The following is a 23,131-nucleotide window of genomic DNA, read 5'->3' on the forward strand; positions in this document are numbered from 1 at the left end:
CGCTCATGATTCAAGCGCACGCGGCCGGCTCGACATGCGCGCCGGCCGCAGTGCTCTTTAGTCCCTCCCTTAAGTCACATACCCCTGCGCCACATTGATCAACTGCACGCGATTGCGCACGTTGAACAACTGCCGCAAGCGCCGCAAGTGGTAGTCGACGTTATGCGGCGACAGCCCGAGGAAGTAGGCGATTTCTTTGTCGCGCTGTCCCTGCACAACCGCCTTCAGCACTGCATGCTGCAATTCGCTCAGCGAGACGCGCTGCTGCTGCTCGGGTGCGATCCCGATCACGCTTTTCGCGTGCATCCAGATGAATTCATGGATCGTGTGCGCGAACATCAGCGTTTCGGCCACGATCGATTCCGTCATCCAGCGCGGGTTGCCGATCTCCGAGTTGAAGCACAAGCTCGCGCTCAGCTCCGGCTCAGGCAGCGGCATCTGCGTGAGAATCCCGCTTTTGCGGCCGTTGGCCTCCAGCATGTCGATCAGCCCGCCGAGCCGCTCGCTGCGCATCTGCGCGCGCGGCAGGTCGGCGCGCATGTCGGCGGTGTTCCAGAGGAACGGCATGCCGGTCGGCGACGCCAGCGCAACGCGCGGATCGAGCTCGAAATAACGCTCGCGGAAATAGCGCGTGAGCCATGTCTGCGACTCGTAGCTGGTCAGCACGAACATCGACTTGTGATGCGCGGTGGTGCGCGTGGCCGAATAGCTGAACGAGTCGAAGCCGAGTTGTTTGATGCGCCGCCGCACGAATTCGATGCGGTCCTGCGCACTGCCAAAACGCACCAGCGGACTGATGACTGGCGCTGCACGTCGTGCGGCTGGCGAGGGCGTGCCGATCTCCTCTTCGGTGAAAAGAGTCAGGAAACCGCCAGCCGAAATGCCTGACGCCATGCGGGTTGATGTCCTGGATGCTTCAGCCGCGTGGGCTGAATTCTCGAGTTGCCGCGTGCCGGCCGGGTAAGCCGGTTGTGCGGTAACCGCTGAGTTGTATGCCGCCGACACGTGGCTGGCCTCGCCTTGCGGCGAGCCCGTCAGCCAATGCGGCAACGTATCGCATTCGTGTTCCATGAAACGGTAGCTCCGGCGTTCGAAACGCGTGAAAGACGACAACCTGGATGATTAACTATTTCCAAATATTACGGTAGCCGGTTCCTTGCTATCATTTTTGAGATCTTGCGCTGACCTCTAACCGGCGACGCGGGTGCGGCAGGGTTTGCTCATGTGCATATAGGACCTCCCTGAAAGAGATGTGATGGCAAAAATTCCAAAGCTGACAACGACGCTTGCCTACGACCGCTATATGGCGGGCCAGAAACTGGTGTCGAGCGTGGATCGCCCGTGGCGGCACCTGGTGCTGCGCTCGTATCTCGAACCTGACGAGCAGGAACTGCTGGAGGCGCCCGGCCTGCAGGACGTCACGCTGATGACGCTCGGCAGCGGCGCCGAACACCTCGAGCGCAACCTGGACGGACGCTGGGAGAGCGCCGACCTGCGTATGGGCGACGTCTGGTTCGTGCCGCCCGTGCCGATCTCGTGGCGCTGGCGTTCGATCAGCGATGAGCCGCTGTCGACCGTTCATTTGCACCTGGAGCGCAGCCTGATCGACAGCGTCGCCGACCAGATGGAGCTGGGTGGTTCACGCGAGCTGACGCTAGGCGACGCAATGCAATTTCACGATCCACTGATCGCCGAGATGCTTCGCGCATTGCATCGCGCCGCGGGCGATCCCGCCGACTCGCGGCTGTATGTCGACGCGCTGACCCACGCGCTCGCCGCCCATTTGTTGCAACATTATTCGCGTGGCCGTCACGCTCCGGCCGGCCTGCCGCCGCATCCCGAGCGTTTGGTGCCACGCCGCATCCGCCGTGTAACCGATTACATTCGCGCCAATCTTGCCGCCGATCTGGCCATCAGCGAACTGGCCGCGCAGGCCGGGTTAAGCAGCTTCCACTTTGCGCGTGTGTTCCGCCGCGAGACCGGTGAAACACCCCATCAGTTCGTCACGCGCTTGCGTCTCGAGGAAGCCGCGAGGCTGCTGCGCGCCTCCGATCAGCCGGTGCTGCAAATCGCGCTTGCGGTTGGTTTCGAGAATGCCAGTCATTTCTCCGTGCAGTTCAAGCGTGGCTACGGCGTAACGCCGCTTGCCTACCGGCTGCGCGGCTGAGCGTCAGGTTGCGCGGCTGGATCGTGTGGGCGGCTCGCCACTATGCGATGCCCGAGCTGCATGCCGACAGTTGACGGCACGCGGGATTCGTCGGTCGCGACACGCTATGCTGCTGTGCAGAGCGGGAACGCCTGATCGCCGCGTGGCACCGTGTATCGAGGCCGGTCGCGGCGGGTTGTCGAGGGCAAGGTTTGATGAAGCGCCGAAAACGGCAATCACGCACTTTTCGCAGTTTGCTGCGCATTGCGCGGCTTGCAAACTACGAAGTTTCGTGGCGCGATTGAGGATGAAGCTGGCATGGATGCGCCCCGGTGCTGTTCCGGCCAATTTTGAAGCCCTGTGATTTCATGCGCGGTGAACGATAGAACCGCTTGCATCCTTTGCGCTTGTTGGTTTGCGGTAGCACACGGTGGAGCGCTATGAACGCGCGATGGCCTGTGCAATGCGCGTTCGCCGCGGCCATTGGGCTAACTGGCCTGACCAGTTGCTCGGCAACTGTATCTGTCGAAGCCTTGCACCGGCCGACAGAATGTTGTGCCGTCGGCTTGGCCCCAGCCGGCGTCTGACCGACCCTTCCACTCAACCCTTCACACCGGATACCTTAGCGATGACCCGACTCCGAATCACCTCCTGCGGCCACGTCTTTACCGCCGAAACGCATCCCGACGCGCCGCAAACGGTGGCCGCCTTTCTGAAGCTTCTGCCATATCGTCAGAAGATCATTCACGTGCGCTGGAGCGGCGAGGGCTGCTGGGTTCCGCTCGGCGACTTCAAGCTCGAAAACGACGGCGTGGCGGTCGGCTTCGAAAATCACACGAGCCATCCGTCGGTGGGCGACATCCTGTTCTATCCGGGCGGCTACAGCGAAACGGAGATCATTCTTGCGTACGGCTCGTGCTGCTTCGCAAGCAAGCTCGGCCAGCTCGCGGGCAATCACTTCCTGACCATCGTGGAAGGCAAGGAAAAGCTGCGCGAACTCGGCACCAAGGTGCTGTGGGAAGGCGCGCAAGAAGTACTGTTCGAGAAGATCTGAAGCGGCGGCAGTGCGGTGTGTCCGCAGTAGCCGGAGGCGGAGGGTAGGAGACCGCGCGCAACTCGTGCGCGCGTTGTGACGCTTTGCTGGCGCCCCGCAAGTTCGATCGTGCGGGGCGCGTGCAACACTTAACTCACTTGAACAGCTTCATCGCTTGCGAGAGCGTATTGAACACGCCCCATGCGAGCGGCAACGTCACATACAGCCAGAAGACGGCGAGCTTGACCTTGTTGGTCGGATGAACGGCTTGAACGGTCGACATGCGAGTCTCCTTAGGCGCCTTTGGCGAGTTGTGCGTCGGTCATGTGGTGCTTGTCGTCCACGCGCTTGACCAGCAGGTTGCAGACGAAACCGATCACCAGCAGCACCACCATGATGTGGATCGTCATCGTGTAGGCGTCCGCCTTGGCCACGCCGTGCGCCACCTGATAGGCACGGATGTAATTCACCAGCACCGGACCGGCGACACCCGCCGCGGCCCAGGCCGTCAGCAAGCGGCCGTGAATACCGCCGACGAACGCCGTGCCGAACATGTCCGCGAGATACGCGGGCACCGTCGCGAAGCCACCGCCGTACATCGACAGGATCACGCAGTACGCGAGCACGAACAGAGCGATCTGGCCGGAAGCCGCGAAGCCGGGCACGAGGTAGTACAGCACGGCGCCGAGCGCGAAGAAGATGAAGTAGGTGTTCTTGCGGCCGATCCAGTCCGAAGCCGAGGCCCACACGAAACGGCCGCCCATGTTGAACAGTGAGAGCAGGCCGACGAAACCAGCCGCCGCGGCAGCCGTCACGGTGTCCTTGAAGCTCTCCTGAATCATCACCGACGCCTGGCCGAGAATGCCGATGCCGGCCGTCACGTTCAGGAACAGCACGAGCCAGATCAGGTAGAACTGCGGCGTCTTCAACGCCTGATCGATGTGCACGTGGTTACGCGAGATCATCTTCTTCTGGGTGGTCTCGGGCGGCGTCCAGCCGGCCGGCTTCCAGTCAGCCGGCGGCACGCGAATCGCAAGTGCGCCGATCGACATCGAGATGAAGTACGCAATGCCGAGCACGACGAAGGTCTCGGCCACGCCGATGCTGGTCGCGCTGCGGAAGTGGTTCATCAACGCCACCGACAACGGCGCGGCAATCATCGCGCCGCCGCCGAAGCCCATGATCGCCATGCCGGTCGCCATACCGCGACGGTCCGGGAACCAGCGGATCAACGTCGACACCGGCGACACATAACCAAGACCGAGTCCGATCCCGCCGATCACGCCGTAGCCGAGATAAAGCAGCGCGATCTGATGCAGATGCACGCCGAGCGCGGAGACGAGGAAGCCGCCGCCGAAGCAGCACGCAGCGGTAAACATCGTGCGGCGCGGGCCGACATGTTCGAGCCACTTGCCGGCAAATGCCGCCGACAAACCCAAGAACACGATCGCCAGCGAAAAGATCCAGCCGAGCGAGGTCAGCGACCAGTCGTCAGCGGCGGATTGCGTAATGCCGATGACTTTCGTGAGCGGTCCGTTGAACACGGAGAAGGCGTACGCCTGACCGATACAAAGGTGAACGGCGAGCGCTGCGGGCGGAACCATCCAGCGCGAAAACCCCGGCTTCGCGATGGTGGCCTGTTTGGAAAAGAATGGGGCAGAGCCTGAATTCCCGCTCGGCTCGGTGATACTGCTCATGGTCGGTCTCCGGTGTGACGAATGCTTTGTTATCGGCGCTTCTTACAGAATGCTTTAGGGTCGCAGCGTAAAAATTGCAGATTCATGTGGCTTAGATATATGTATTTTTATTTCATATGACGGTCGTCAAATTCAGACAAAACTCGTTCCGTCGAACGATAGGGCGCGAACCTGGCGTTTGCAATATGAGATGTAAATGCATAAGGCATTAGCCTGGTGAAATGCGACCGTAATCTGCGGAAATGCGGCGATGCGGCACGAAGGCCGGGAACGAGCTACTGAATGCAGGGCAATCAGTGTCCGGAATCGGCAAAAAGCGGAGTGTTGGGGGGAGGTGCGCGAGGGGCATGAAGTAGCGCTACTCGCGAGAAATCCAGTATTCATTCAAAAGCCAACGGGCCGGTCGTAGCACCTCTGCCACGCCGGCCCGCCGCAATCCTCATCGGTAGGAATCAGGCGACCGTGCGCCCCGTCTTCATCTTCGCTGCCACCAATACTGAGATCAGACAGCCGACCGCCAGATACGCCGCCACCGGATGCCAGGAGCCGCCGGCAAAGCTGACCAGCGCCACCGCGATAAACGGCGTGAAGCCGCCGCCGACCACGCTCGCCACCTGATAACCGACGCCCGCGCCGCTATAGCGGTACTCGGTGCCGAACAGTTCGGTGAACATCGGCTGCTGCACGCTCACGACCATGTCGTGGGCGACGTTGGCGAGCATGACCGCGAAGATCACGATCCACACCGTCGAGCGGGCTTCGAGCGCGAGGAAGAACGGCACCGCGCTGAACATACCGACCAGCGCACCGATGATATACACGCGCCGGCGGCCGAAACGGTCCGCAAGCCACGCGAAGCACGGAATCGTCACGCAGCTCACCGCCCCGACCAGCAGGCCGATCGAGAGGAAGAACTCACGCGGCATGTGCAGATTCGCCGTCGAGTAGTTCAGTGCGAACGCGGTCACGATATACATCGTGAACAACTCGGCAAGGCGCAGCGCGATGATCAGCAGGAAAGCCTTGGGGTGCTTCAGCAAGGCCTCGACGATCGGCAGCCGCACGCTGCGTTCGCCCCGTTCGCCGACCTTCTCGACGAACTCCTTCGATTCTTCCATGCTCGAGCGGATCCACAGCGCGACCAGCACCAGCACCACACTGAACAGGAAGGGCAGGCGCCAGCCCCAGCTCAGGAACGACGCGTTGTCCATCGAGCGGCTGATGATCGCGACCAATCCGGTCGCGAGCACCAGACCCACGCCATAGCCGACCTGCACGCCGCTGCTGTAGAACGCCTTCTTCTTCTCCGGCGCGCTTTCGACCGCCATCAAGGCGGCGCCGCCCCATTCGCCGCCGACCGCGAAGCCCTGGATCGCGCGCAACGTGACGAGCAGCACCGGCGCCCACCAGCCGATGCTGGAGAAAGCCGGCAGCAGACCGATTGCTGCGGTGGAGAGGCCCATCATCATCACTGTGAGGACCAGCATGCGCTTGCGTCCAAGCCGGTCGCCGTAGTGGCCGAACACGAAGCCGCCGAGCGGCCGGAACAGAAAGCCGACGCCGAAAGTCGCGAATGCGGCGAGCGTGCCCATCGCCGGGCTGACCTTCGGGAAGAACTCGGCGTTGAAGACGAGCGCGGCGACGATGCCGTACAGCAGAAAGTCATACCAGTCGACTACGGCGCCGACAAAGCTGCCAAGCGCCGCCTTGCGTGCCTGGCTGCGCGCCGCGCGGTTGTCGGTGATGGACGTTTTCGGCGCGCTCGGGATAGTGGTACTCATATGACGGTGTCTCCTTCGAATTCTCGGATGCTGTCTGGAAGCGCGCGGCAGATGCAGGGCAGGGGACGCTGCGGCCCATCACAGGATTCCCCGAAGATTAATGATGCGTAGCGGTTCCCACAATCCGCATTCGGGTGAATTTGCGCGATCATCGAACGCGACTGCGCGCATAGCGCGCGTTTTGCGCGTTTACACCGAGCGTCGTGTGTTGGGACAAGCAGGAGAAGCGCCCGCGGGTTGCCCGTGCTACCTTGAACATCTAATCCTAAAAACAACAGTGACTGATATACTACATACGGAATATTGATTTTTGCGGCGCTGCAGCATATGATTGAGTCATCTATTCACTCAATCATTCGGAGTTACAAATGGAATTTGTTCCTCTCTCGCTGCTCGCCGTTGGTTTCGTAGGTTTGGGCGCTGCCGCCACCGTTCTGCTGACCCGCTGGATCCCGCAGCCGGTTGCGCAACTTGCAGCGCAACATGGCCGGTTCGTCGGCCTGGGCGAGCAGGATGGCAGAATGGCCGCAGTGGCGCCCGCAGTGGTGCCCTACCGTGCGCATGTTCAACAAGAGGCGATGAATGTCGTCAGAACTTCAAACTGAAGCAGTGGCCCCACCCCTGACGTTGTCGTTGCAGCCGATCAGCGCGAGCGTGAGCTTGCGCGATCAGGCGTATGCCATGCTCCGCCAGGCCATTGCTGACGCGGATATCTACCGGACTCACGAAGAAATCCGCCTCGACGAGCGCGTGCTGAGCGAATCGCTGGGCGTGAGCCGCACGCCGGTGCGCGAAGCGATGACGCTGCTCGAACAGGAAGGTTTTTTGCGCATGGTGCCGCGGCGCGGGATCTATATTGTGCGCAAGAGCAAGCGTGAAATCGTCGAAATGATCCAGATGTGGGCCGCGCTGGAAAGCATGGCGGCGCGTCTTGCCACGCTGCACGCCACGGACGAGGAAATCGCCCGCCTGCGCCACATGTTCGACAATTTCCGCGACGCCACGCCGGCCGAGCACATTGCCGAGTACTCCGACGCCAACATCGCGTTTCATCAGGCGATCGTCGAGCTGTCGAAATCGCAGATCATTCTCGACACGATCAAGAACATCTTCATCCATGTGCGGGCGATTCGCCGCATGACCATTTCGCAAAGCGACCGCGCGTCGCGTTCGATCGTCGACCACCTGCGCATTATCGAGGCGCTGGAGCAGCGCGATACCGAACTGGCTGAGCGTCTTACGCGCCAGCATTCGCTCGATCTGGCGGCGTTCGTCGAAGCGAATTGCGATTTTCTGGATTGATGGTGACCTGAGCACCTGCTTGGCGCAACGAATGACAAAGAAAGGCCCGCGGTGACGACGTCACCGCGGGCCTTTTTGCGTTTTCGATCCATTTCTTTCCTCTCTAGTCGTCGCCTCGCAGTGGGTGGGGTTAAGCCCGGCTTGACGGTGACTGAAATGTAGTATGTGATATATCAAAGGCGATCGAGGCAAGCGACATCTCGGTGTTTTCCCTCGAATCGAGCAGACCGGCGCGGCTTCATCTCGTTGAAACGTAGGCCTGACAAGCATTCAGAGCAGAAATCCCGCAGCAGCCGCATTTTGAGACCGCGCTTGATTGAATGTGATATATCACATACCGTATGTACCGGGGCTAACCGGACATCCGCTGGAGCGGACGTTATCGAAGCAGGCGCGTCGGTCGATAACCGTTGCACACAACTGAGACTGATCAGGACAGGAGACTTGACATGAGCAAAGCACTCGACGGCGTGCGCATTCTCGATTTCACGCATGTGCAATCGGGTCCGACTTGCACGCAGTTGCTCGCGTGGTTCGGCGCGGACGTGATCAAGGTGGAGCGGGCCGGCGCCGGCGACATCACGCGCGAGCAACTACGGGACATTCCCGACGTGGACAGCTTGTACTTCACGATGCTCAATCACAACAAGCGCTCGGTCACGATCGATACCAAGAACCCGGAAGGCAAGCTGGTGCTCGAGGCGCTGATCCAGAAGTGCGACGTGCTGGTGGAGAATTTCGCCCCGGGCGCGCTGGACCGGATGGGCTTCACGTGGGAGCGGATTCAGGAGTTGAACCCGCGCATGATCGTGGCTTCGGTGAAGGGTTTCGGCCCCGGCCCTTACGAGGACTGCAAGGTCTACGAGAACGTTGCGCAATGCGCGGGCGGCGCGGCCTCGACCACCGGTTTCGACGATGGGCCGCCGGTGGTGAGCGGCGCGCAGATCGGCGACAGCGGCACGGGTTTGCATCTGGCGCTCGGCATTGTCACGGCGCTGTATCAGCGCACGCTCACCGGGCGCGGTCAGAAGGTGCTCGCCGCGATGCAGGACGGCGTGCTCAACCTGTGCCGCGTGAAGCTGCGCGATCAGCAGCGGCTCGAACGTACCGGCACGATGAAGGAGTATCCGCAATATCCGAACGGGACGTTCGGTGAAGCCGTGCCGCGCGCGGGGAATGCTTCGGGCGGTGGTCAGCCTGGCTGGATTCTGAAGTGCAAGGGCTGGGAGACGGACCCGAATGCGTATATCTACTTCATCACGCAGGCGCCAGTGTGGGCGAAGATCTGCAACGTGATCGGCAAGGAAGAATGGGCCACCGATCCGAACTACGCGACACCTGCCGCGCGCTTGCCGCATCTGAAGGATATCTTTGCCGAGATCGAGCGCTGGACCATGACCAAGACCAAGTTCGAGGCCATGCAGATCCTCAACAAATACGACATTCCTTGCGGGCCGATTCTCTCGATGAAGGAAATCGCCGAAGAGCCGTCGCTGCGCAAGACCGGCACGATTGTCGAAGTGGATCATCCGACCCGCGGTAAATATCTGACGGTTGGTAATCCTATCAAACTGTCGGACAGTCCGACCGAAGTTACGCGCTCGCCGCTGCTGGGCGAGCATACCGACGAGGTGATGACTGAACTCGGCTACTCGCCCGAGCAGATCAGCGCATTGCGGACCGCCGGCGCGATTTGAGAGTTCAAGGAGCGATGTATGGATACGTGGATGCGTTTCATGTCGAGCGACGGTGGTGTCGTGTTCGGCCGGGTGGAAGGCGGTTATTTACACGAGTACGAAAGTCTCGATCAACCGGTGCCGACCGGTGCGGTGTTGTCGACACGTGCGCTTACGCCGCTCGCGCCTTGTGCGCCCGGCAAGATCGTCGCGTTGTGGAATAACTTTCACGCGCTCGCGGCGAAGCTCGACAAGCCCGTGCCGGCGCACCCGCTATTTTTGTTGAAGCCGGCGGGGTCGGTGATCGGTTCAGGTGAATCGATCCGTCGGCCGCTCAGTTACGCTGGCAAGATCGTCTACGAAGGCGAACTCGGTATCGTGATTGGGCGGCGCTGCCGCGACGCGAGTATCGAAGAGGCTGCGGAATCGATCTTCGGCTACACGCTGGTCAACGATGTGACCGCCGCCGATCTGCTGAACGAGAATCCGCACTTCCCGCAATGGTGCCGTGCGAAGGGCTTCGATACGTTCTGCTGTATTGGACCCTCGATCGTCTCCGGTTTCGACTGGCACGCGGCACGCCTCGTGACGATGCTCGACGGGGTGGAGCGGCAGAACTATCCGCTTGCCGATATGGTGTTTTCACCTGCCGAGCAGGTGAGTCTGATTTCACAGGACCTGACGCTCGAACCGGGTGATGTGATTGCGTGCGGCACGTCGGTCGGCGTCGGCTCGATCAAGGACGGCGCGACCGTGACGATCTCAATCGAAGGGATCGGTACATTGAGCAATACCTTGACCACTGTGTGTGAGCTAGCGCTATGACGCGACGGCCGCGGCTCGTTGCGTTGCTCGGCAGTGGCACGGGGCTCGCCGTTATGGTGGGCGGGTTTGCGTGCTACCTGTCGGCGGCGGCGCAGGCGAATGTCGAGCGTATCGAGCTCTATGCCGCGGTCTTTATCGGTGCGCTGGTTTTCGCCACCTCCGCCATCGCATTCTGCAAACTGCGTGGCGTGCTGGACCTGAGTACAGTCGCGCTTCCGGGGCATGGCATTGTCAACGTCCTGGCGCTTTTACTGTGTGGCTGGCTCGGCTACGGCTTCGTCACGGAACAGGCGCAGCCATTCGGACTCGCCGCGCTGCTTGCGATGAGCGTGCTGGCCGTTGCGCTAGGCACGCATCTGATGACCAGCCGCGAGTACTCGACGAACGTTCGCGATTCACACTGTCATGCGTTTGCCGGACGTTGCGATGGATTTGCACTGGAGCGGCGCGGGTTGTTGGCGCGCATCGAATGGCACGGCGGCGAAGAGCAGGTGTGGGCGCTGCGCGAGATAACGCCCGGCATGGTGCGCGCGGCAGCATACCGGCATCGTCGTGGCTGGCATAACACTGGGACGGTGGGCGTACAAAAGCGCGGGTCTGTCCGCCAACGCGCCACCCACCGTGCAATGTGCCGTCAAAGATGAATACACCGATGCGCCGGACGGCGAGCAGGGCGAACGGCGGAATCGTCCCGCCGAAGCCCTTATTCGCCGGCAGCCGCGAATTCGCTGTAGTACCTGGCTTTCTTGCTCAGAATCATCTGGGCAAGAAAATCGGCGTCGTATGCGCTGTGAAGATGCGCGTGAAACCGCTCGATGTAGGCGGTGACGCGCGCCGCTTCGCTGTTGAATTCCTTCAGCACATCGAGTGTGGCCTGGTCCCAGCGGAACCGCAGGCCAAGGTCGCTGAAGGCCGCGTTGAACGCGCTCAGATGGGCGTCGTCCGGATTGTTCGCGGTGGCGCGTGCAGTACGTGTGCTGGCGTGAGACTCAACCGCAGCGTGGTTCATGATCGGCCTCCTGGGCTGACAAGTAAGGGAACTCACTTGCAGCATAGGGATACTGATCAATCCGCAATAGTTAAAGTTTCATTGGCTTTCCATAGCCTACTGCTTATAGACGCTCAATTCCTTCACGCGCGTAATCTTCTCGATGAGACCCGCGCCTTCCTCCATCAGGAAGCGTTTGAAGGCGACCGCAACCGGCGGCAGGCGCTTGTTCTTGCGATGCACGACGTACCAGTTGAGCATGACCGGAAAGCTTTCCACATCGAGCACGACCAGATGGCCGAGCTGCAACTCGAGACTGATCGTATGCGCGGACAGGAACGCGATGCCCATGCCGGCGATCACCGCCTGCTTGATCGTTTCGGTGCTCTTGATCTCCATCGCGATCTTCAGGTTGGCGAGACGGCCGGCGAAGCCTTCTTCCATCGAATTCCAGGTATCCGAGCCGCGTTCGCGCACGATGAAGGCCTCACTCGCCAACTGGCTCATCTTGATGTTGCGTTTGTGCGCGAGCGGATGCGTAGGCGCCGCCACGATCACGTAAGGGTGCGGCGCGAACGGTTCGTTGGTCGCGTCGGTCTCGTGCGGCGGCCGCACCATCACGGCGAGATCGGTCTGGTTGGTCGCGAGCTGATGCAGCAGTTCTGCGCGATTGTGCACGGCGAGATTGAGCACGACGCCCGCGTAACGCCGCGTGAATTCGGCCAGCAGGCGCGGGAAAAAGTAGTCGCCGGCGCTGATCACCGCGACGTTCAGCTTGCCGCCGGAGACACCCTTCAGCTGACTCATCGCCTCGTCGACTTCGTGGAACTGCTGAATGATCGCGCGGCTGTAGTGAAGCATCTCGGTGCCGGCCGGCGTCAGATAGATTTTTTTGCCGAGCTGTTCGAACAGCGGCAGCCCTGCGTGCTCCTCAAGTTGCCTCACCTGAGTGGAGACGGCGGGCTGCGTCAGATGCAATTCTTCCGCGGCGCGCGAGAAGCTGAGGTGGCGCGCTACCGTTTCAAAGACCTTCAATTGCCGCAGAGTGGCATTGCGCATCGTCATGGCCGATGTATAAGCAAATATGAATCGACATAATAACAAACTTTAATTATTAGTTATTCAGCAATGACCCTAGCATGGGGCTGTATAAGAAGCGGAATTGTCGGCGTTGTGCTTGATGCGGTACTCGGGTTAACGCTTGTATTTGAGGCGTAGCAAGGGAAGCGGCGAAGCGCCGATGCAGTGTCGATACTTAATTGATCGGAATAAAGAAATCGTCTGAAAAACGGTGATTCAGGCAGGAGCAGCCCTTAAAGAATTCGAATTAAAGACGCAAATATTAAATATTCCCGAATGGCAAGGCTGTCCGGGTCATAAGCATAAGGTGAGACGCATACAGTGCGGCGTGATGGCCGGCCGCACTCAATAAATAGCGGAGACAAGGCTCATGGACGATATCACTCGACAGACCACGACTCGCGTATTCTGGGCGAACCGCTGGTGGCAGCTCGTCATCGGCATGATGTGCATGGCATTGGTAGCCAATCTGCAATACGCATGGACGTTGTTCGTCACGCCGATGAATTCGCGGCATCACTGGGGTGAAGCATCCATTCAGCTCGCATTCGCTATTTTCATTCTCACAGAAACGTGGCTCGTGCCGGTGGAGGGCTGGCTGGTCGACAAATTCGGACCACGCCCGGTGGTCGCAGGCGGCGCGGTATGCGCCGGCATCGCGTGGGTGATGAATTCGTATGCGACGACCTTGCCGATGCTGTATGTGTCAGCGGTCATTGCCGGGATCGGCGCAGGCGGCGTGTACGGTACCTGTGTCGGCAACGCGTTGAAATGGTTTCCGGATCGCCGGGGTCTTGCGGCCGGTTTGACGGCTGCAGGTTTTGGCGCGGGTGCTGCCGTCACGGTCATTCCGATCGCCAACATGATCACGCGCTCGGGCTACGAGCACACCTTCTTTTTCTTCGGCATCCTGCAGGGCGTCAGCATACTTTTGCTTGCGCTGCTGTTGAAGAAACCGAACTTGCGCCAGCAAGCCGCACCGAAGAAGAAGTTCGCGGTCACCAAGGTCGACTACACGCCGGGCCAGATGATCAAGACGCCGGTGTTCTGGGTGATCTACGTATCGTTTGTCGCGGTGGCGGCGGGCGGCCTGATGGCGACCGCGCAAATCGGTCCGATCGCCAAAGACTGGGGGCTCGCACGCATTCCGATGACGATCTTCGGTATGACCCTGCCGCTGCTCACGGCCACGCTTTCCATCGACAATATCTGCAACGGCTTTACCCGTCCGCTGTGTGGTTTCATCTCCGACAAACTCGGCCGTGAGAACACGATGTTCGTGATCTTCATCGGCGAGGGTCTCGCATTGCTCGGTCTCATGCAGTACGGCACCAACCCGTATGCGTTCATGACGTTCGCCGCGTTGATCTTCCTGTTCTGGGGCGAAATTTTCTCGATCTTCCCCGCGATTTGCGCCGATACCTTCGGCAGCAAATATGCGGCGGCCAATGCGGGCACGCTGTACACCGCGAAGGGCACCGCCTCGCTGCTGGTGCCGATTGCTTCGGTGCTGTCGGCGACAGGTGGCTGGAGTCTCGTCTTTATTGTGTCCGCCGTCGTCACGATTGCCGCGGGCATCTCGGCGAAGTTCATTCTTGCGCCCATGCGTTCACGCTGGATCGAAGCGCACAATGAGCCCCAGGGCGTGCTGGCCGTTGCCGGCAGCAAGGCCTCGCGGCTTAGCCACTGGCCTGAGCAATCGGGGGAATAGGGTGACCCATCTACACCCGGCAGTAACGTTATGAATGTTTCGTTGCAGCAACTCAAGGTGTTTGTCGCCGTCGCGCGTGAACGGAGCTTTACACGCGCGGCGCGCGAGTTCGATCTGACGCAGTCGGCGGTGAGCCGTTGTGTGCGCGAACTTGAAGACGCCGTTGAATTGAAGCTCTTCGACCGCACCACGCGGCAAGTAGAACTGACTCATGCCGGCGCGAGTCTCGAGCGCAGAATCGGCCGCCTGCTCGATGAAATCGAATTGACGCTGCGCGAGGAGCGGGCCGCTTACGACGGACACACTGGCGTGGTCGTGCTGGCGAGCAATCCCGTGTTGTCGTCGAGCTGGGTGGCGCAGGGGCTGGCGCGTTGCGCGTCAGCGTTTCCCGAACTCGTCGTATCCCTCAGAGATCAATCGCAAAGCAGCGTGCTCGCGAGCGTCGAGCAGGGGGAAGTGGACTTCGGCGTGGTCTCGGTGGCGGAGCCTCTGGCCAACGATCAGTTGCACGCGCAAGTAGTGTTCACAACGCCGCTGCATGTGGTGATGCCACCCGCGCATCCGCTGGCGCGGCAAGCCAGCGTCGCATGGCATGCATTGCGCGAGTGGGCGCTCGTCACCTTGAATGCCGACGCGGGTGTGCGCGCCGCGCTTGATCTTGCCTTCAACACGCACGGCCTGAAGCGACGGCCTGTGCAGGAGCTCGGCCATGTTGCGGCAGTGTCGCGCATGGTCGAATTGGATCTTGGTGTCGGCGTTTTACCCGTCGATGGACATTGGCCCGCGCCCGGCGCGGCACTGGTGAGCCGGCCGCTACTTCCCGAGATAAATCTCACGACGCTGCTCGTGCATCGCCGCAATCGCTCCCTCAGACCCAACGCCGCAGCGGCCTGGGCGCAGTTTGCTGCGCTCGCCGGTGCGGCTTCGCCTGCCGCCAGGGCGGTGCCGGCCGATCCGCTGCCGGTCAGTCCACGCAATATCCCAAGCAAGGAGCTTCATGATGGAAACCGAAACCGACCTCAGGCGCCATGATTTGCTGATCGACGGCAAGCGTTTGCCGCCTGGCACCGGCGAATATTCCGTCGACATCAACCCGGCGACCGAAGAGCCGATTGCGCTGGTTGCACAAGGCAGCGCGGCCGATGTCGACACCGCGGTGCACGCGGCGCGCGCCGCGTTGAAAGTGTGGAATGCCATACGGGCAGCCGAGCGTGGCCGCATACTGATGCGTCTCGCCGGCTTGATGCGCGCGAATCTGGACGAACTCGCGGCGCTCGAAAGCCTCGACGCAGGCAAACCCATCTCGGCGGTAATGCGCCAGGATATTCCGGCGGCGATCGATACGCTCGAATACTACGCAGGCTGGTGCGACAAGATCAATGGGCAGGTGGTGCCGGTACGTCCCGATGCCTTGACGTACACGCTGCGCGAACCGGTCGGCGTGGTCGCCGCGATCGTGCCGTGGAATTTCCCGCTGATGATCGGCATGTGGAAAATCGCGCCCGCGCTGGCATGCGGTTGCACGCTGATCGTCAAGCCTGCGGAGATTACGCCGCTGACGGCGTTGCGCCTCGGCGAACTCGCGCTCGAGGCGGGTGTGCCGCCGGGAGTACTGAACATCGTCACCGGCAAGGGGCGGGTGGTCGGCGATGCGCTGGTGGCGCATCCCGGCATCGACAAGGTGACCTTCACGGGCTCGCCTTCCGTGGGGCGCGGTATTTTGCAGGGCGCGGCCAGCAACTTCAAGCGCGTCACGCTTGAGCTCGGCGGCAAGTCGGCGAACCTGATCTTCCCGGATGCGAATCTCGACAATGCGGTGCGAGCCGCAGCGTCGGGGATTTTCTTCAACACCGGCCAGGTGTGTTCGGCCGGCTCGCGCATTCTGGCTCACCGAGACGTCTACGACGAAGTGGTCGAGCGTCTCGCGGCGCGTGCGAAGGCGATCAAGGTCGGCGATCCGGCCGCGCGCGAAACGTCGATGGGGCCGCTTATCTCCGCGGCGCAGATGAAAACCGTGCTCGGCTATGTCGAGACGGGGCGCTCCGAAGGAGCATCGCTCGTGACCGGCGGCGTGCGGGTGGGCGAGCGCGGCTTCTTCGTCGAGCCGACGGTGTTCGCCAATGTCGAACATGAAATGCGCATTTCGCAGGAAGAGATCTTCGGGCCGGTGGCGAGTGTGATTCGCTTCAACGACGAAGCCGACGCGATCCGTATCGCCAACGGCACGTTGTATAGCCTTGCGGCTGGCGTATGGAGCGCGGATATCGGTCGCGTGCATCGAGTGGCGCGTGACCTGAAGGCGGGCACCGTGTGGATCAACACTTACGGCTATACCGATGTGCGCTTGCCCTGGGGCGGTTCCGGCGATTCAGGCTTTGGCCGTGAGCACGGCGACGTGGCGATTGAAAACTTCACCGAGCCCAAGGCGGTGTGGCTGGCGATCGATCAATAGCGATGTAAAAAAGGATCGAACGCGTGGCGTTCGATCCTTTTCTGAAGCTTGTGAGACGTCGGTCGAAGCGCCAACCGGCGCTCAATCTCAATCGCCCTGCAATGCCATCCGTTCGCGCAGCTTGATGAGGGCAAGCACGACGTCGATAGTCGGCGTGGGCTCGGCAACGAGACGGCCCATTTCCTGCACCACCGTCAGTAGCGGATCGATCTCCATCGGACGGCGATTCTCCAGATCGACCAGCGTCGAGGTCTTATGCGCGCCGACCGCACCCGCACCGTCGATGCGCTTCTCCACATCCACGCGAAAATGCACGCCGAACTGATCGGCAATGCGCTTGGCTTCCAGCATCATCGTGCGTGATACCGCACGCGTGCCGGGGTCGCTGGTGAGGATATCGAGCGTGGCGTGGGTCAATGCGCTGATCGGATTGAAGCAGAGGTTGCCCCACAGCTTGAGCCAGATTTCGTCGCGGATATTGTCGCGAATCGGCGCATCGAATCCTGCTGCCTGCATGATCTCGTGCAACTGCTGAATGCGCGGCGTGCGTTCGCCGCTCGGCTCGCCGATCGGGAATTTCTTGCCGTACACATGCTTGATGACGCCCGGCTCGACGATTTCCGCGGCGGGATAGAGCACGCAGCCAATTGCGCGTTCCGGTCCGAGTTTGGTCCATTGGCTGCCGTCCGGGTCGATGCTGGCGAGGCGCGTGCCGGCGAATTTTCCGCCGTGCTGATAGAAGTACCAATAGGGGATGCCGTTGACGCCGGTAACGATGGCCGTGTGCTTGCCGAGGAGCGGCTGCATCGCGTCGACTACGCCGGGCAGCGAGTGCGCCTTCAGCGTGATGATCACGAAATCTTGCACACCGAGTTCGCGCGGGTCGGACGTGCAGCGTACCGGCGTGCTGATCGTCTCGCCGTCCATGATCAGGCGCGCGCCGTGTTCGCGCATGGCGGCAAGATGCGCGCCGCGCGCGACGAAACTCACATCCGCGCCGGCACGCGCCAGTTGCACGCCCATCAAACCGCCAATCGCTCCTGCTCCGAAGATACAGATCTTCATGATGCCGCCCCTATGACTATGAGAAGTCGCTTGTCCGATGCCGCGTATGGTCCAGCTGCGGCGGCGGGTCATTCTTCGAGCATAAAGGCGCAGGACGATTACTGACAGTTAAAGTTTATGCGGTCGTCCATTACCTATTGTTTATGGTTTCACGAACAGGCCGACTGCCATTCAGCTCTCAACGGTGCGAGAAGGCGTCGTACAGCTGAGGCGCTGCTGAACAGATGATTCGGAAAGCTGAATATCAGGTTTCGAGTTCAGGCGTTTTAAGTCCGCCGAACCAGCAGAAAACTCACACCGATCGCCGCCAGAAACGCCCCGCAGCAGCGATTGAACCACCGGCGAACCTTGGCGCGAACCAGCCACTTGCCAAGGTGCATGCCGGCCCACGAATACAACGCGATCGCCACCCATTCGAGGACCAGGAAGCTCGCGCCGAGCACCGCGAACTGAGGCAGTATCGGTTTGGCGATATCCACGAACTGCGGCAAAAATGCGGTGAAAACCAGAATCGCCTTCGGATTGCCCGCAGCCACAAGACACTCCTGCCGCGCAATCCGCCAGAGCGATGCGTCGTCCTGTTGAATCGTATCGATGGCCGGCGCGTCGCTGCGCCACAACTGGATGGCAAGCCAGATCAGATACGCGGCGCCGGCCAGTTTGATTGCGAGGAAGAACCACTCGGACGCGTGCAGCACGACGGCGAGGCCAGTCGCGGCCAACACCAGCATCAACGCGAACGCGACCAGCCGGCCGGTGCCGCCGACGAAAGCCGTCATGAAGCCGTGACGCGCGGCAACGTTGATGGATAGAAGATTGTTAGGACCGGGCGCTAGGTTGATCGCGAAGCAGGCGGGCAGGAAGAACAGCCAGGTGGTGATAGACATGACGGCTCGCACGGAGAAGGGCACAGGGTTGCAGAATCGGGCACGCGAGACGGCAGGCGCCAGCGGCGCTTCGATGCTGCGCGATTTTGCGTTCCTCTCGATATTTCCCGATTGTAGCGAATCGGCAGACGGCGCCTATTCGGTCCGTCCGCTCAATTCACCGAATTAACGAAGCCTGGGTCGCTGATCAACGCTTCGACACTCAGCTTGACCGTGTCTTCGATGGCGATGGTATTACTCGTGAATTTGGGCGACTTCTGCCGCACCGTCTTGGTGGTTGAGAACACAACCTTCTGGGTCGTGGCATCGGTCACGATGTAGCGCATTTTCAGCGTCCAGAACGCTGGCGACCGCGCGTCATCCACCGTGAACTTCTCAATGCTGCCGCTCAGAACCTTCCTGTCTTCGGTGAGATGAAAGCCCGCGACCTGCAAGCTGCTGGCAATGCTGTTGCGCACGGTCTCGTTGATATCGTTTTTTAGCACGATGCCGGTCATCGCCGTATTCTCGATCCGGTTTGGTGAAACCTGCCCATTGCGAGCAGGCATGTAGGCGAAATCGCCGGCGGGCGCGACGCTCAGCCAGCCGGTTGGATGTGCGGTTGCGCGCGGTGGGCAATTCAGGCCGAACCACGACCAGGAGCATGCGGACAGCATCAACGGCAGTGCGACGACGCCGCAACCCTTGAGTACGGTGGATCTCAGGCCCGGACGCATGGGATCGAGCGATGGCCGCAGAGACTGACTCTGTTGCGGCGACTCGGGCGCTGTGCTGGAAAAAGCGTCGGTCGAGGTCAGAGGAATTGCCTTTTAAGTGGAGTCATTCCGGTACAGAGCAGCATGGTAACAGCGAGCCGATCCTGTGCATCTTCTAAAGTGGATCGGGGTCCGGAATTCTCGAACGATTGAAGCAGCTCCGCGCCGAAGGCAACGCGATCAAAAGAACCCGGCTTTCCCCTGAGTCATGTCCACCAGGGCTAGCCGGGCGTCATCTACCGCATTGACGGGCAGGCGGACCGTGATCTTCACCAGCATCCCGTAGGCACTGTCCACAAGCCCGTAACCTTCAGCCTCGATCCATCTGCGCACCTTCGCTTCATCGGCGTAGCTCACTTCGACGATCAGCGGAACCTGGGCAATCCTCTCCACCCGCGGCGCATCCAATAGAGCCGAAGCAATCGCGTCGGTATACGCTCGCACCAACCCGCCGGCACCCAGCTTTACGCCGCCGTAATACCGCACGACGGCGGCCAGCACGCCGTCCAGATCGTGATGCCGCAGCACTTCGAGAATCGGCCGGCCTGCCGTGCCAGATGGCTCGCCGTCGTCGGACATGCCTGATTGGCCACCTGCCAGCAGCGCCCAGCAGACATGCGTCGCGCCAGGATGCTCGTCGCGCAGACGCCGCAACTCGGCCATCGCGGCGTCGCGGTCGGCGACCGGTATCGCGTGCGCGATGAAACGGCTCTTGCGAATCTCGAGTTCCGCAGAGAGCGGCGCGGGCAAGGTGTAGGTGGGCAAGGCAAAGACTTCGGTGGATGAAAAAATGCGGGCCGCATGTGGCGCGTAGGCGGCCCTGTGCCCGCAATGGTAACGGATCGTCGGCGGGGAATCGCCGAACGATCTACAATCGTCCGCTGAACGCGCGCCTGTCCGCTGAAGTCAGCGCGCCACACAGGAGACGACATGCTTGATCTTTCTACGCTAGGAACCTTCGTTGCCGTTGTACTCGGGCTCTTTCTGATTCCCGGTCCGGCCGTGCTACTGGTTTTGACCCGCACGGTGCATGGTGGGCGCAAGGCCGGCATACTCACCGGTCTCGGCGTCGCCGCTGGCGATTTCATCCACACGCTGGGCGCCGCGATTGGCCTGTCGGCGTTGCTGATGACGTCGGCGCTCGCCTTCAATGCCGTGAAAATCGTCGGCGCCGCCTATCTCGTCTATCTGGGCATTCGCGCCTTGCGCGAAAAGCAGGCGAGCGCGCATTTGCCGACAGTCGCGCCGGTATCCGCCTCCAAGGCCTTCTTTCAGGCGATCCCTGCCGAAGTGCTGAACCCCAAGACCGCGCTGTTTTTCCTCGCGTTTCTGCCGCAGTTCGTTCGCCCCGAGCACGGTTCTTCGTTCCTGCAGTTCACGACGCTCGGACTGATCTTCGTCGGCATGAGCGCGCTTTATACGACGCTGATCGTGCTGACGATTCGTCCGTTGGGCAAACTCGTCAAGCGCCTGACATGGCTTAGCCGCTGGCAAAACAAGATCATCGGCGTGCTGTTTATTTCGCTCGGCTTGCGCGTCGCCACGCAAACGCGCTGATCCTGCAGCATTGATCCGGCCGCGCACCGTTTTTTCCTTCGGGCGCGCAGAAACACCTTGCGACACTCGAACTAGATATTCCTGCGTTGCCGCCTCAAGCGGCCTTCGCGCGCGTATTCCATCTGGCCCTCGGTGCGCACGGCGAGCTTTTCCTGTGCGGCGCGGCTCATCTGCCGGGTATCGTCGATATCACCTACGCGCAGCACTTCCTGCGCGATCCGTATGCGTAACGTCATGAGTGGTTCGCCGCGTTCGACCAGCGTGCGGTCGGCGGTGCGCGCCTGCTGGACGCCGCTGTCGATCAGGTTGCGCAACTCCAGCAGCGTGAGCCGTTGCCGTTGAATCTCGAGGATGAGGCGCTGGATCGCCTGCTCGTCGCGCGTGCGCCACCAGGCACGGAGTTCGGCAAGCGTAGGCGGTTCGAAGGGAGGAAGGCGCATTGTTCAGACGAAAAGTACTGTATATATGCACAGTATATCCCGTCTTTTTACGGAAACGCGGGGGTGCGCGTTGACCTGCTAGAACGACCTATAGCAGGAGGCGTTACAACGCTCGCTCAGGTGAGCGCGAGCATGATGGTGGTGGAGATCACGATGATGAAAAGACAGGCGGCGGTCAGTACGTCGTACGGATAGTTCATGTCGAAACCATGACGTGTCGGGTGAATCGACCCATCATAGGCATAAACATTTCCCGTGACTGTCAAGCATTGCAAAGGCGCGGCGACCCTCGGCCGCCTGTGATCTGAACGGAAATCGAATAACGCGAGCGAACTCCTTCCGCTTACCGTCCACGTCCTTTTGCTGTGGTTTTGCCCGTTGCCGGCGCAGGTGACGCGCCCGCACTGCCGCAGATCAACGCCACCCCTGCAACCGCCGTTGCCCGCAGCGACGCGCGCGAATCGCCCGCGCGGGCGCGCAACGCGAGGCTGTGCAAAATCGCTGATGCGATCTTCGCGAGAAGGGGCGGCTGCGCATCGGCGGCCAGTTCGCCTGCGGCCTGCGCCAGCTTTAAGCGTTTCTCGAAGGCCTTGTCGTAGGTGCGCAGTCCCTCGGCTAGCGCTGCGCGGACTTCGGCGTCGTCCACCGCTTCGACCGTGGCGGTGCCGATCATGAAACAGCCGAGTTGATCGCCGTCGGCGGGCAAGTACCACGCGAGCGCGCCGTCATAAACGCGCAGCAGAGCCTGCGGCAACGGCAGATCCTCGCTGAGTGCATGAACCATCGCGAGCCGGCCGGCCTCGATATAACGTTCGAGCGTATTCAGATACAACGCGTGTTTGTCGCCGAATGCACCATACAGACTCGGGCGGTTCATACCGGTCGCAGTGCTCAATTGATCCAGCGAGGTGCCCGCATAACCGCTGCGCCAGAACACGTCTCTTGCATCGGCGAGTGCCTGGTCGGAATCATAGGCACGCGGACGGCCGCGCGGGCGAGTTTCTTTTTTTGTACTGGTCGGCATAAAAATATGGCGGAAGTGATTTATATGCAATATAGTACAAAAACACCAACGACAGGGGGCTTCCCCATGGATCTGTACTTCTCGCCGCTCGCTTGTTCACTGGCTACCCGAATCGCGTTGTACGAGGCGGGGGCACAGGCTGGGTTCATTCATGTCGACACGAAGTCGAAACAGTTGTCGGACGGCTCGGACTTCTATCCGATCAGTCCGCTCGGGCAGGTGCCGGTGCTGCGCACGGATGAAGGCTGGCTGTTGACCGAAAACACGGCGATCCTGCCGTATGTGGCCGATCATTTTCCGGCCGCGCGGCTTGCGCCTGCTCCGGGTACGGCACAGCGCGCGCGCTTGCAGCAATGGCTGGGTTTTATCAGTACGGAGTTGCACAAGGCAGTGTTCGTGCCGTTGCTCGATGCGCGCGCGCCCGAAGACGTGAAGCGCTATGCGCGCGACAAGGCCGCATTGCGGCTAGGTGTTCTGCAGGATCATCTGGCGCAAAGCGAGTATCTGCTCGACGCGTTCAGCGTGGGCGACGCGTATCTGGTCACGGTGCTGAACTGGGCGTCGTATGGCGGCATCGATCTGTCGCGATGGCCGGCGGTGGCGGCTTACTACAAGCGCTTGATGCAGCGGCCAAGTGTGGCAAAGGCCGCAAGGGAAGAATTCGCCCTGTTTGAGGAAGAAATGGCGAAGCGCGCGAAAAACTGAGGGCAGG

At 61.1% G+C, this 23,131-nt stretch carries 25 protein-coding genes; 12 read left to right on the plus strand and 13 right to left on the minus strand.

All coding sequences use genetic code 11. The features are described 5' to 3' along the window. Nucleotides 1-69 precede the first annotated feature (69 nt). Nucleotides 70-1,071: a LuxR family transcriptional regulator gene (locus M0D66_RS09150; protein ID WP_093633006.1), complete on the minus strand. Its 1,002-nt coding sequence runs from the start codon at nt 1,069-1,071 to the stop codon at nt 70-72. Between the two features lie 184 nt (nt 1,072-1,255). Between M0D66_RS09150 and M0D66_RS09155 the strand changes: the two genes are divergently transcribed. Both M0D66_RS09155 and M0D66_RS09160 read left to right on the plus strand, forming a co-directional pair. Beyond that, entirely contained in the window at nt 1,256-2,167 is a 912-nt protein-coding gene (locus tag M0D66_RS09155; RefSeq protein WP_266210620.1) for a helix-turn-helix domain-containing protein, read from the plus strand. Between the two features lie 607 nt (nt 2,168-2,774). After that, nucleotides 2,775-3,200, plus strand: a complete 426-nt coding sequence (locus M0D66_RS09160) for a DUF3830 family protein (RefSeq protein WP_054042606.1) — start codon at nt 2,775-2,777, stop codon at nt 3,198-3,200. A 133-nt stretch (nt 3,201-3,333) separates the two neighbouring features. Here M0D66_RS09160 and M0D66_RS09165 read toward each other — a convergent pair whose 3' ends face one another. From M0D66_RS09165 to shiA, 3 genes are all read right to left on the minus strand, one after another. Beyond that, nucleotides 3,334-3,462: an oxalate:formate antiporter gene (locus M0D66_RS09165; RefSeq protein WP_093633004.1), complete on the minus strand. Its 129-nt coding sequence runs from the start codon at nt 3,460-3,462 to the stop codon at nt 3,334-3,336. 10 nt (nt 3,463-3,472) lie between these two features. Further along, nucleotides 3,473-4,876: an OFA family MFS transporter gene (locus tag M0D66_RS09170; protein WP_200564778.1), complete on the minus strand. Its 1,404-nt coding sequence runs from the start codon at nt 4,874-4,876 to the stop codon at nt 3,473-3,475. A gap of 452 nt (nt 4,877-5,328) precedes the next feature. Continuing rightward, a complete protein-coding gene (gene shiA, locus M0D66_RS09175) occupies nt 5,329-6,657 on the minus strand; it encodes a shikimate transporter (protein ID WP_093633002.1) in 1,329 nt (442 codons plus the stop codon). A gap of 368 nt (nt 6,658-7,025) precedes the next feature. Here shiA and M0D66_RS09180 point away from each other — a divergent pair, with 368 nt between their 5' ends. The 5 genes from M0D66_RS09180 to M0D66_RS09200 all read left to right on the plus strand — a co-directional run bounded on the left by M0D66_RS09180 (nt 7,026) and on the right by M0D66_RS09200 (nt 11,104). Beyond that, nucleotides 7,026-7,262: a hypothetical protein gene (locus M0D66_RS09180; protein WP_200654293.1), complete on the plus strand. Its 237-nt coding sequence runs from the start codon at nt 7,026-7,028 to the stop codon at nt 7,260-7,262. Continuing rightward, complete coding sequence (locus M0D66_RS09185; RefSeq protein ID WP_200654292.1) at nt 7,240-7,959, plus strand: GntR family transcriptional regulator; 720 nt, start codon at nt 7,240-7,242, stop codon at nt 7,957-7,959. The genes M0D66_RS09180 and M0D66_RS09185 overlap by 23 nt, the downstream gene beginning before the upstream one ends. A gap of 449 nt (nt 7,960-8,408) precedes the next feature. Beyond that, entirely contained in the window at nt 8,409-9,656 is a 1,248-nt protein-coding gene (gene frc, locus M0D66_RS09190; protein ID WP_093633000.1) for a formyl-CoA transferase, read from the plus strand. An 18-nt stretch (nt 9,657-9,674) separates the two neighbouring features. Next, nucleotides 9,675-10,460 (plus strand): fumarylacetoacetate hydrolase family protein, encoded by a 786-nt coding sequence (locus tag M0D66_RS09195; protein WP_200621701.1) that lies wholly within the window; start codon nt 9,675-9,677, stop codon nt 10,458-10,460. Then, nucleotides 10,457-11,104: an NAD(P)(+) transhydrogenase (Re/Si-specific) subunit beta gene (locus M0D66_RS09200; protein WP_200621700.1), complete on the plus strand. Its 648-nt coding sequence runs from the start codon at nt 10,457-10,459 to the stop codon at nt 11,102-11,104. The genes M0D66_RS09195 and M0D66_RS09200 overlap by 4 nt, the downstream gene beginning before the upstream one ends. Before the next feature lie 59 nt (nt 11,105-11,163). Here the strand turns inward: M0D66_RS09200 and M0D66_RS09205 are convergent, their stop codons facing one another. Together M0D66_RS09205 and M0D66_RS09210 are read right to left on the minus strand one after the other, a co-directional pair. Continuing rightward, nucleotides 11,164-11,469 (minus strand): hypothetical protein, encoded by a 306-nt coding sequence (locus tag M0D66_RS09205; protein ID WP_093632997.1) that lies wholly within the window; start codon nt 11,467-11,469, stop codon nt 11,164-11,166. Nucleotides 11,470-11,565: 96 nt separating this feature from the next. After that, the gene (locus tag M0D66_RS09210) at nt 11,566-12,513 is read right to left on the minus strand and encodes a LysR family transcriptional regulator (RefSeq protein WP_093632996.1); all 948 of its coding nucleotides are present in this window, start codon (nt 12,511-12,513) and stop codon (nt 11,566-11,568) included. 385 nt (nt 12,514-12,898) lie between these two features. Between M0D66_RS09210 and oxlT the strand changes: the two genes are divergently transcribed. Genes oxlT through M0D66_RS09225 form a run of 3 tightly spaced genes read left to right on the plus strand, consistent with a single transcriptional unit; the run spans nt 12,899 to nt 16,691 of the window. Continuing rightward, a complete protein-coding gene (gene oxlT, locus M0D66_RS09215; RefSeq protein ID WP_093632995.1) occupies nt 12,899-14,239 on the plus strand; it encodes an oxalate/formate MFS antiporter in 1,341 nt (446 codons plus the stop codon). Nucleotides 14,240-14,269: 30 nt separating this feature from the next. Next, entirely contained in the window at nt 14,270-15,271 is a 1,002-nt protein-coding gene (locus M0D66_RS09220) for a LysR family transcriptional regulator (protein ID WP_200655106.1), read from the plus strand. Continuing rightward, entirely contained in the window at nt 15,240-16,691 is a 1,452-nt protein-coding gene (locus M0D66_RS09225; protein ID WP_211702839.1) for an aldehyde dehydrogenase family protein, read from the plus strand. The genes M0D66_RS09220 and M0D66_RS09225 overlap by 32 nt, the downstream gene beginning before the upstream one ends. Before the next feature lie 87 nt (nt 16,692-16,778). Here the strand turns inward: M0D66_RS09225 and M0D66_RS09230 are convergent, their stop codons facing one another. The 4 genes from M0D66_RS09230 to M0D66_RS09245 all read right to left on the minus strand — a co-directional run bounded on the left by M0D66_RS09230 (nt 16,779) and on the right by M0D66_RS09245 (nt 20,163). Next, a complete protein-coding gene (locus tag M0D66_RS09230) occupies nt 16,779-17,756 on the minus strand; it encodes a 2-dehydropantoate 2-reductase (RefSeq protein ID WP_154563581.1) in 978 nt (325 codons plus the stop codon). A gap of 266 nt (nt 17,757-18,022) precedes the next feature. Beyond that, nucleotides 18,023-18,643, minus strand: coding sequence for a LysE family translocator (locus M0D66_RS09235; protein WP_093632991.1), 621 nt, complete (start codon nt 18,641-18,643; stop codon nt 18,023-18,025). 152 nt (nt 18,644-18,795) lie between these two features. Next, complete coding sequence (locus M0D66_RS09240) at nt 18,796-19,359, minus strand: hypothetical protein (RefSeq protein ID WP_234488171.1); 564 nt, start codon at nt 19,357-19,359, stop codon at nt 18,796-18,798. 219 nt (nt 19,360-19,578) lie between these two features. Then, nucleotides 19,579-20,163, minus strand: a complete 585-nt coding sequence (locus tag M0D66_RS09245; RefSeq protein ID WP_093632990.1) for a YigZ family protein — start codon at nt 20,161-20,163, stop codon at nt 19,579-19,581. Nucleotides 20,164-20,328: 165 nt separating this feature from the next. Between M0D66_RS09245 and M0D66_RS09250 the strand changes: the two genes are divergently transcribed. Beyond that, the gene (locus tag M0D66_RS09250; RefSeq protein ID WP_093632989.1) at nt 20,329-20,955 is read left to right on the plus strand and encodes a LysE family translocator; all 627 of its coding nucleotides are present in this window, start codon (nt 20,329-20,331) and stop codon (nt 20,953-20,955) included. A gap of 71 nt (nt 20,956-21,026) precedes the next feature. On the opposite strand, the gene M0D66_RS09255 is transcribed toward M0D66_RS09250, so the two are convergent. The 3 genes from M0D66_RS09255 to M0D66_RS09265 all read right to left on the minus strand — a co-directional run bounded on the left by M0D66_RS09255 (nt 21,027) and on the right by M0D66_RS09265 (nt 22,419). Next, complete coding sequence (locus M0D66_RS09255; RefSeq protein ID WP_266210621.1) at nt 21,027-21,395, minus strand: hypothetical protein; 369 nt, start codon at nt 21,393-21,395, stop codon at nt 21,027-21,029. Between the two features lie 116 nt (nt 21,396-21,511). Next, a complete protein-coding gene (locus M0D66_RS09260) occupies nt 21,512-21,661 on the minus strand; it encodes a hypothetical protein (protein WP_172737764.1) in 150 nt (49 codons plus the stop codon). Nucleotides 21,662-21,738: 77 nt separating this feature from the next. Then, nucleotides 21,739-22,419 (minus strand): TetR/AcrR family transcriptional regulator, encoded by a 681-nt coding sequence (locus M0D66_RS09265; protein WP_266210622.1) that lies wholly within the window; start codon nt 22,417-22,419, stop codon nt 21,739-21,741. A gap of 66 nt (nt 22,420-22,485) precedes the next feature. Here M0D66_RS09265 and M0D66_RS09270 point away from each other — a divergent pair, with 66 nt between their 5' ends. Next, a complete protein-coding gene (locus M0D66_RS09270; RefSeq protein ID WP_266210623.1) occupies nt 22,486-23,124 on the plus strand; it encodes a glutathione binding-like protein in 639 nt (212 codons plus the stop codon). Nucleotides 23,125-23,131 lie beyond the last annotated feature (7 nt).

It is taken from the genome of Paraburkholderia sp. SECH2 (genome assembly GCF_030464795.1).
Classification (GTDB): Bacteria; Pseudomonadota; Gammaproteobacteria; order Burkholderiales; family Burkholderiaceae; genus Paraburkholderia; species Paraburkholderia aspalathi.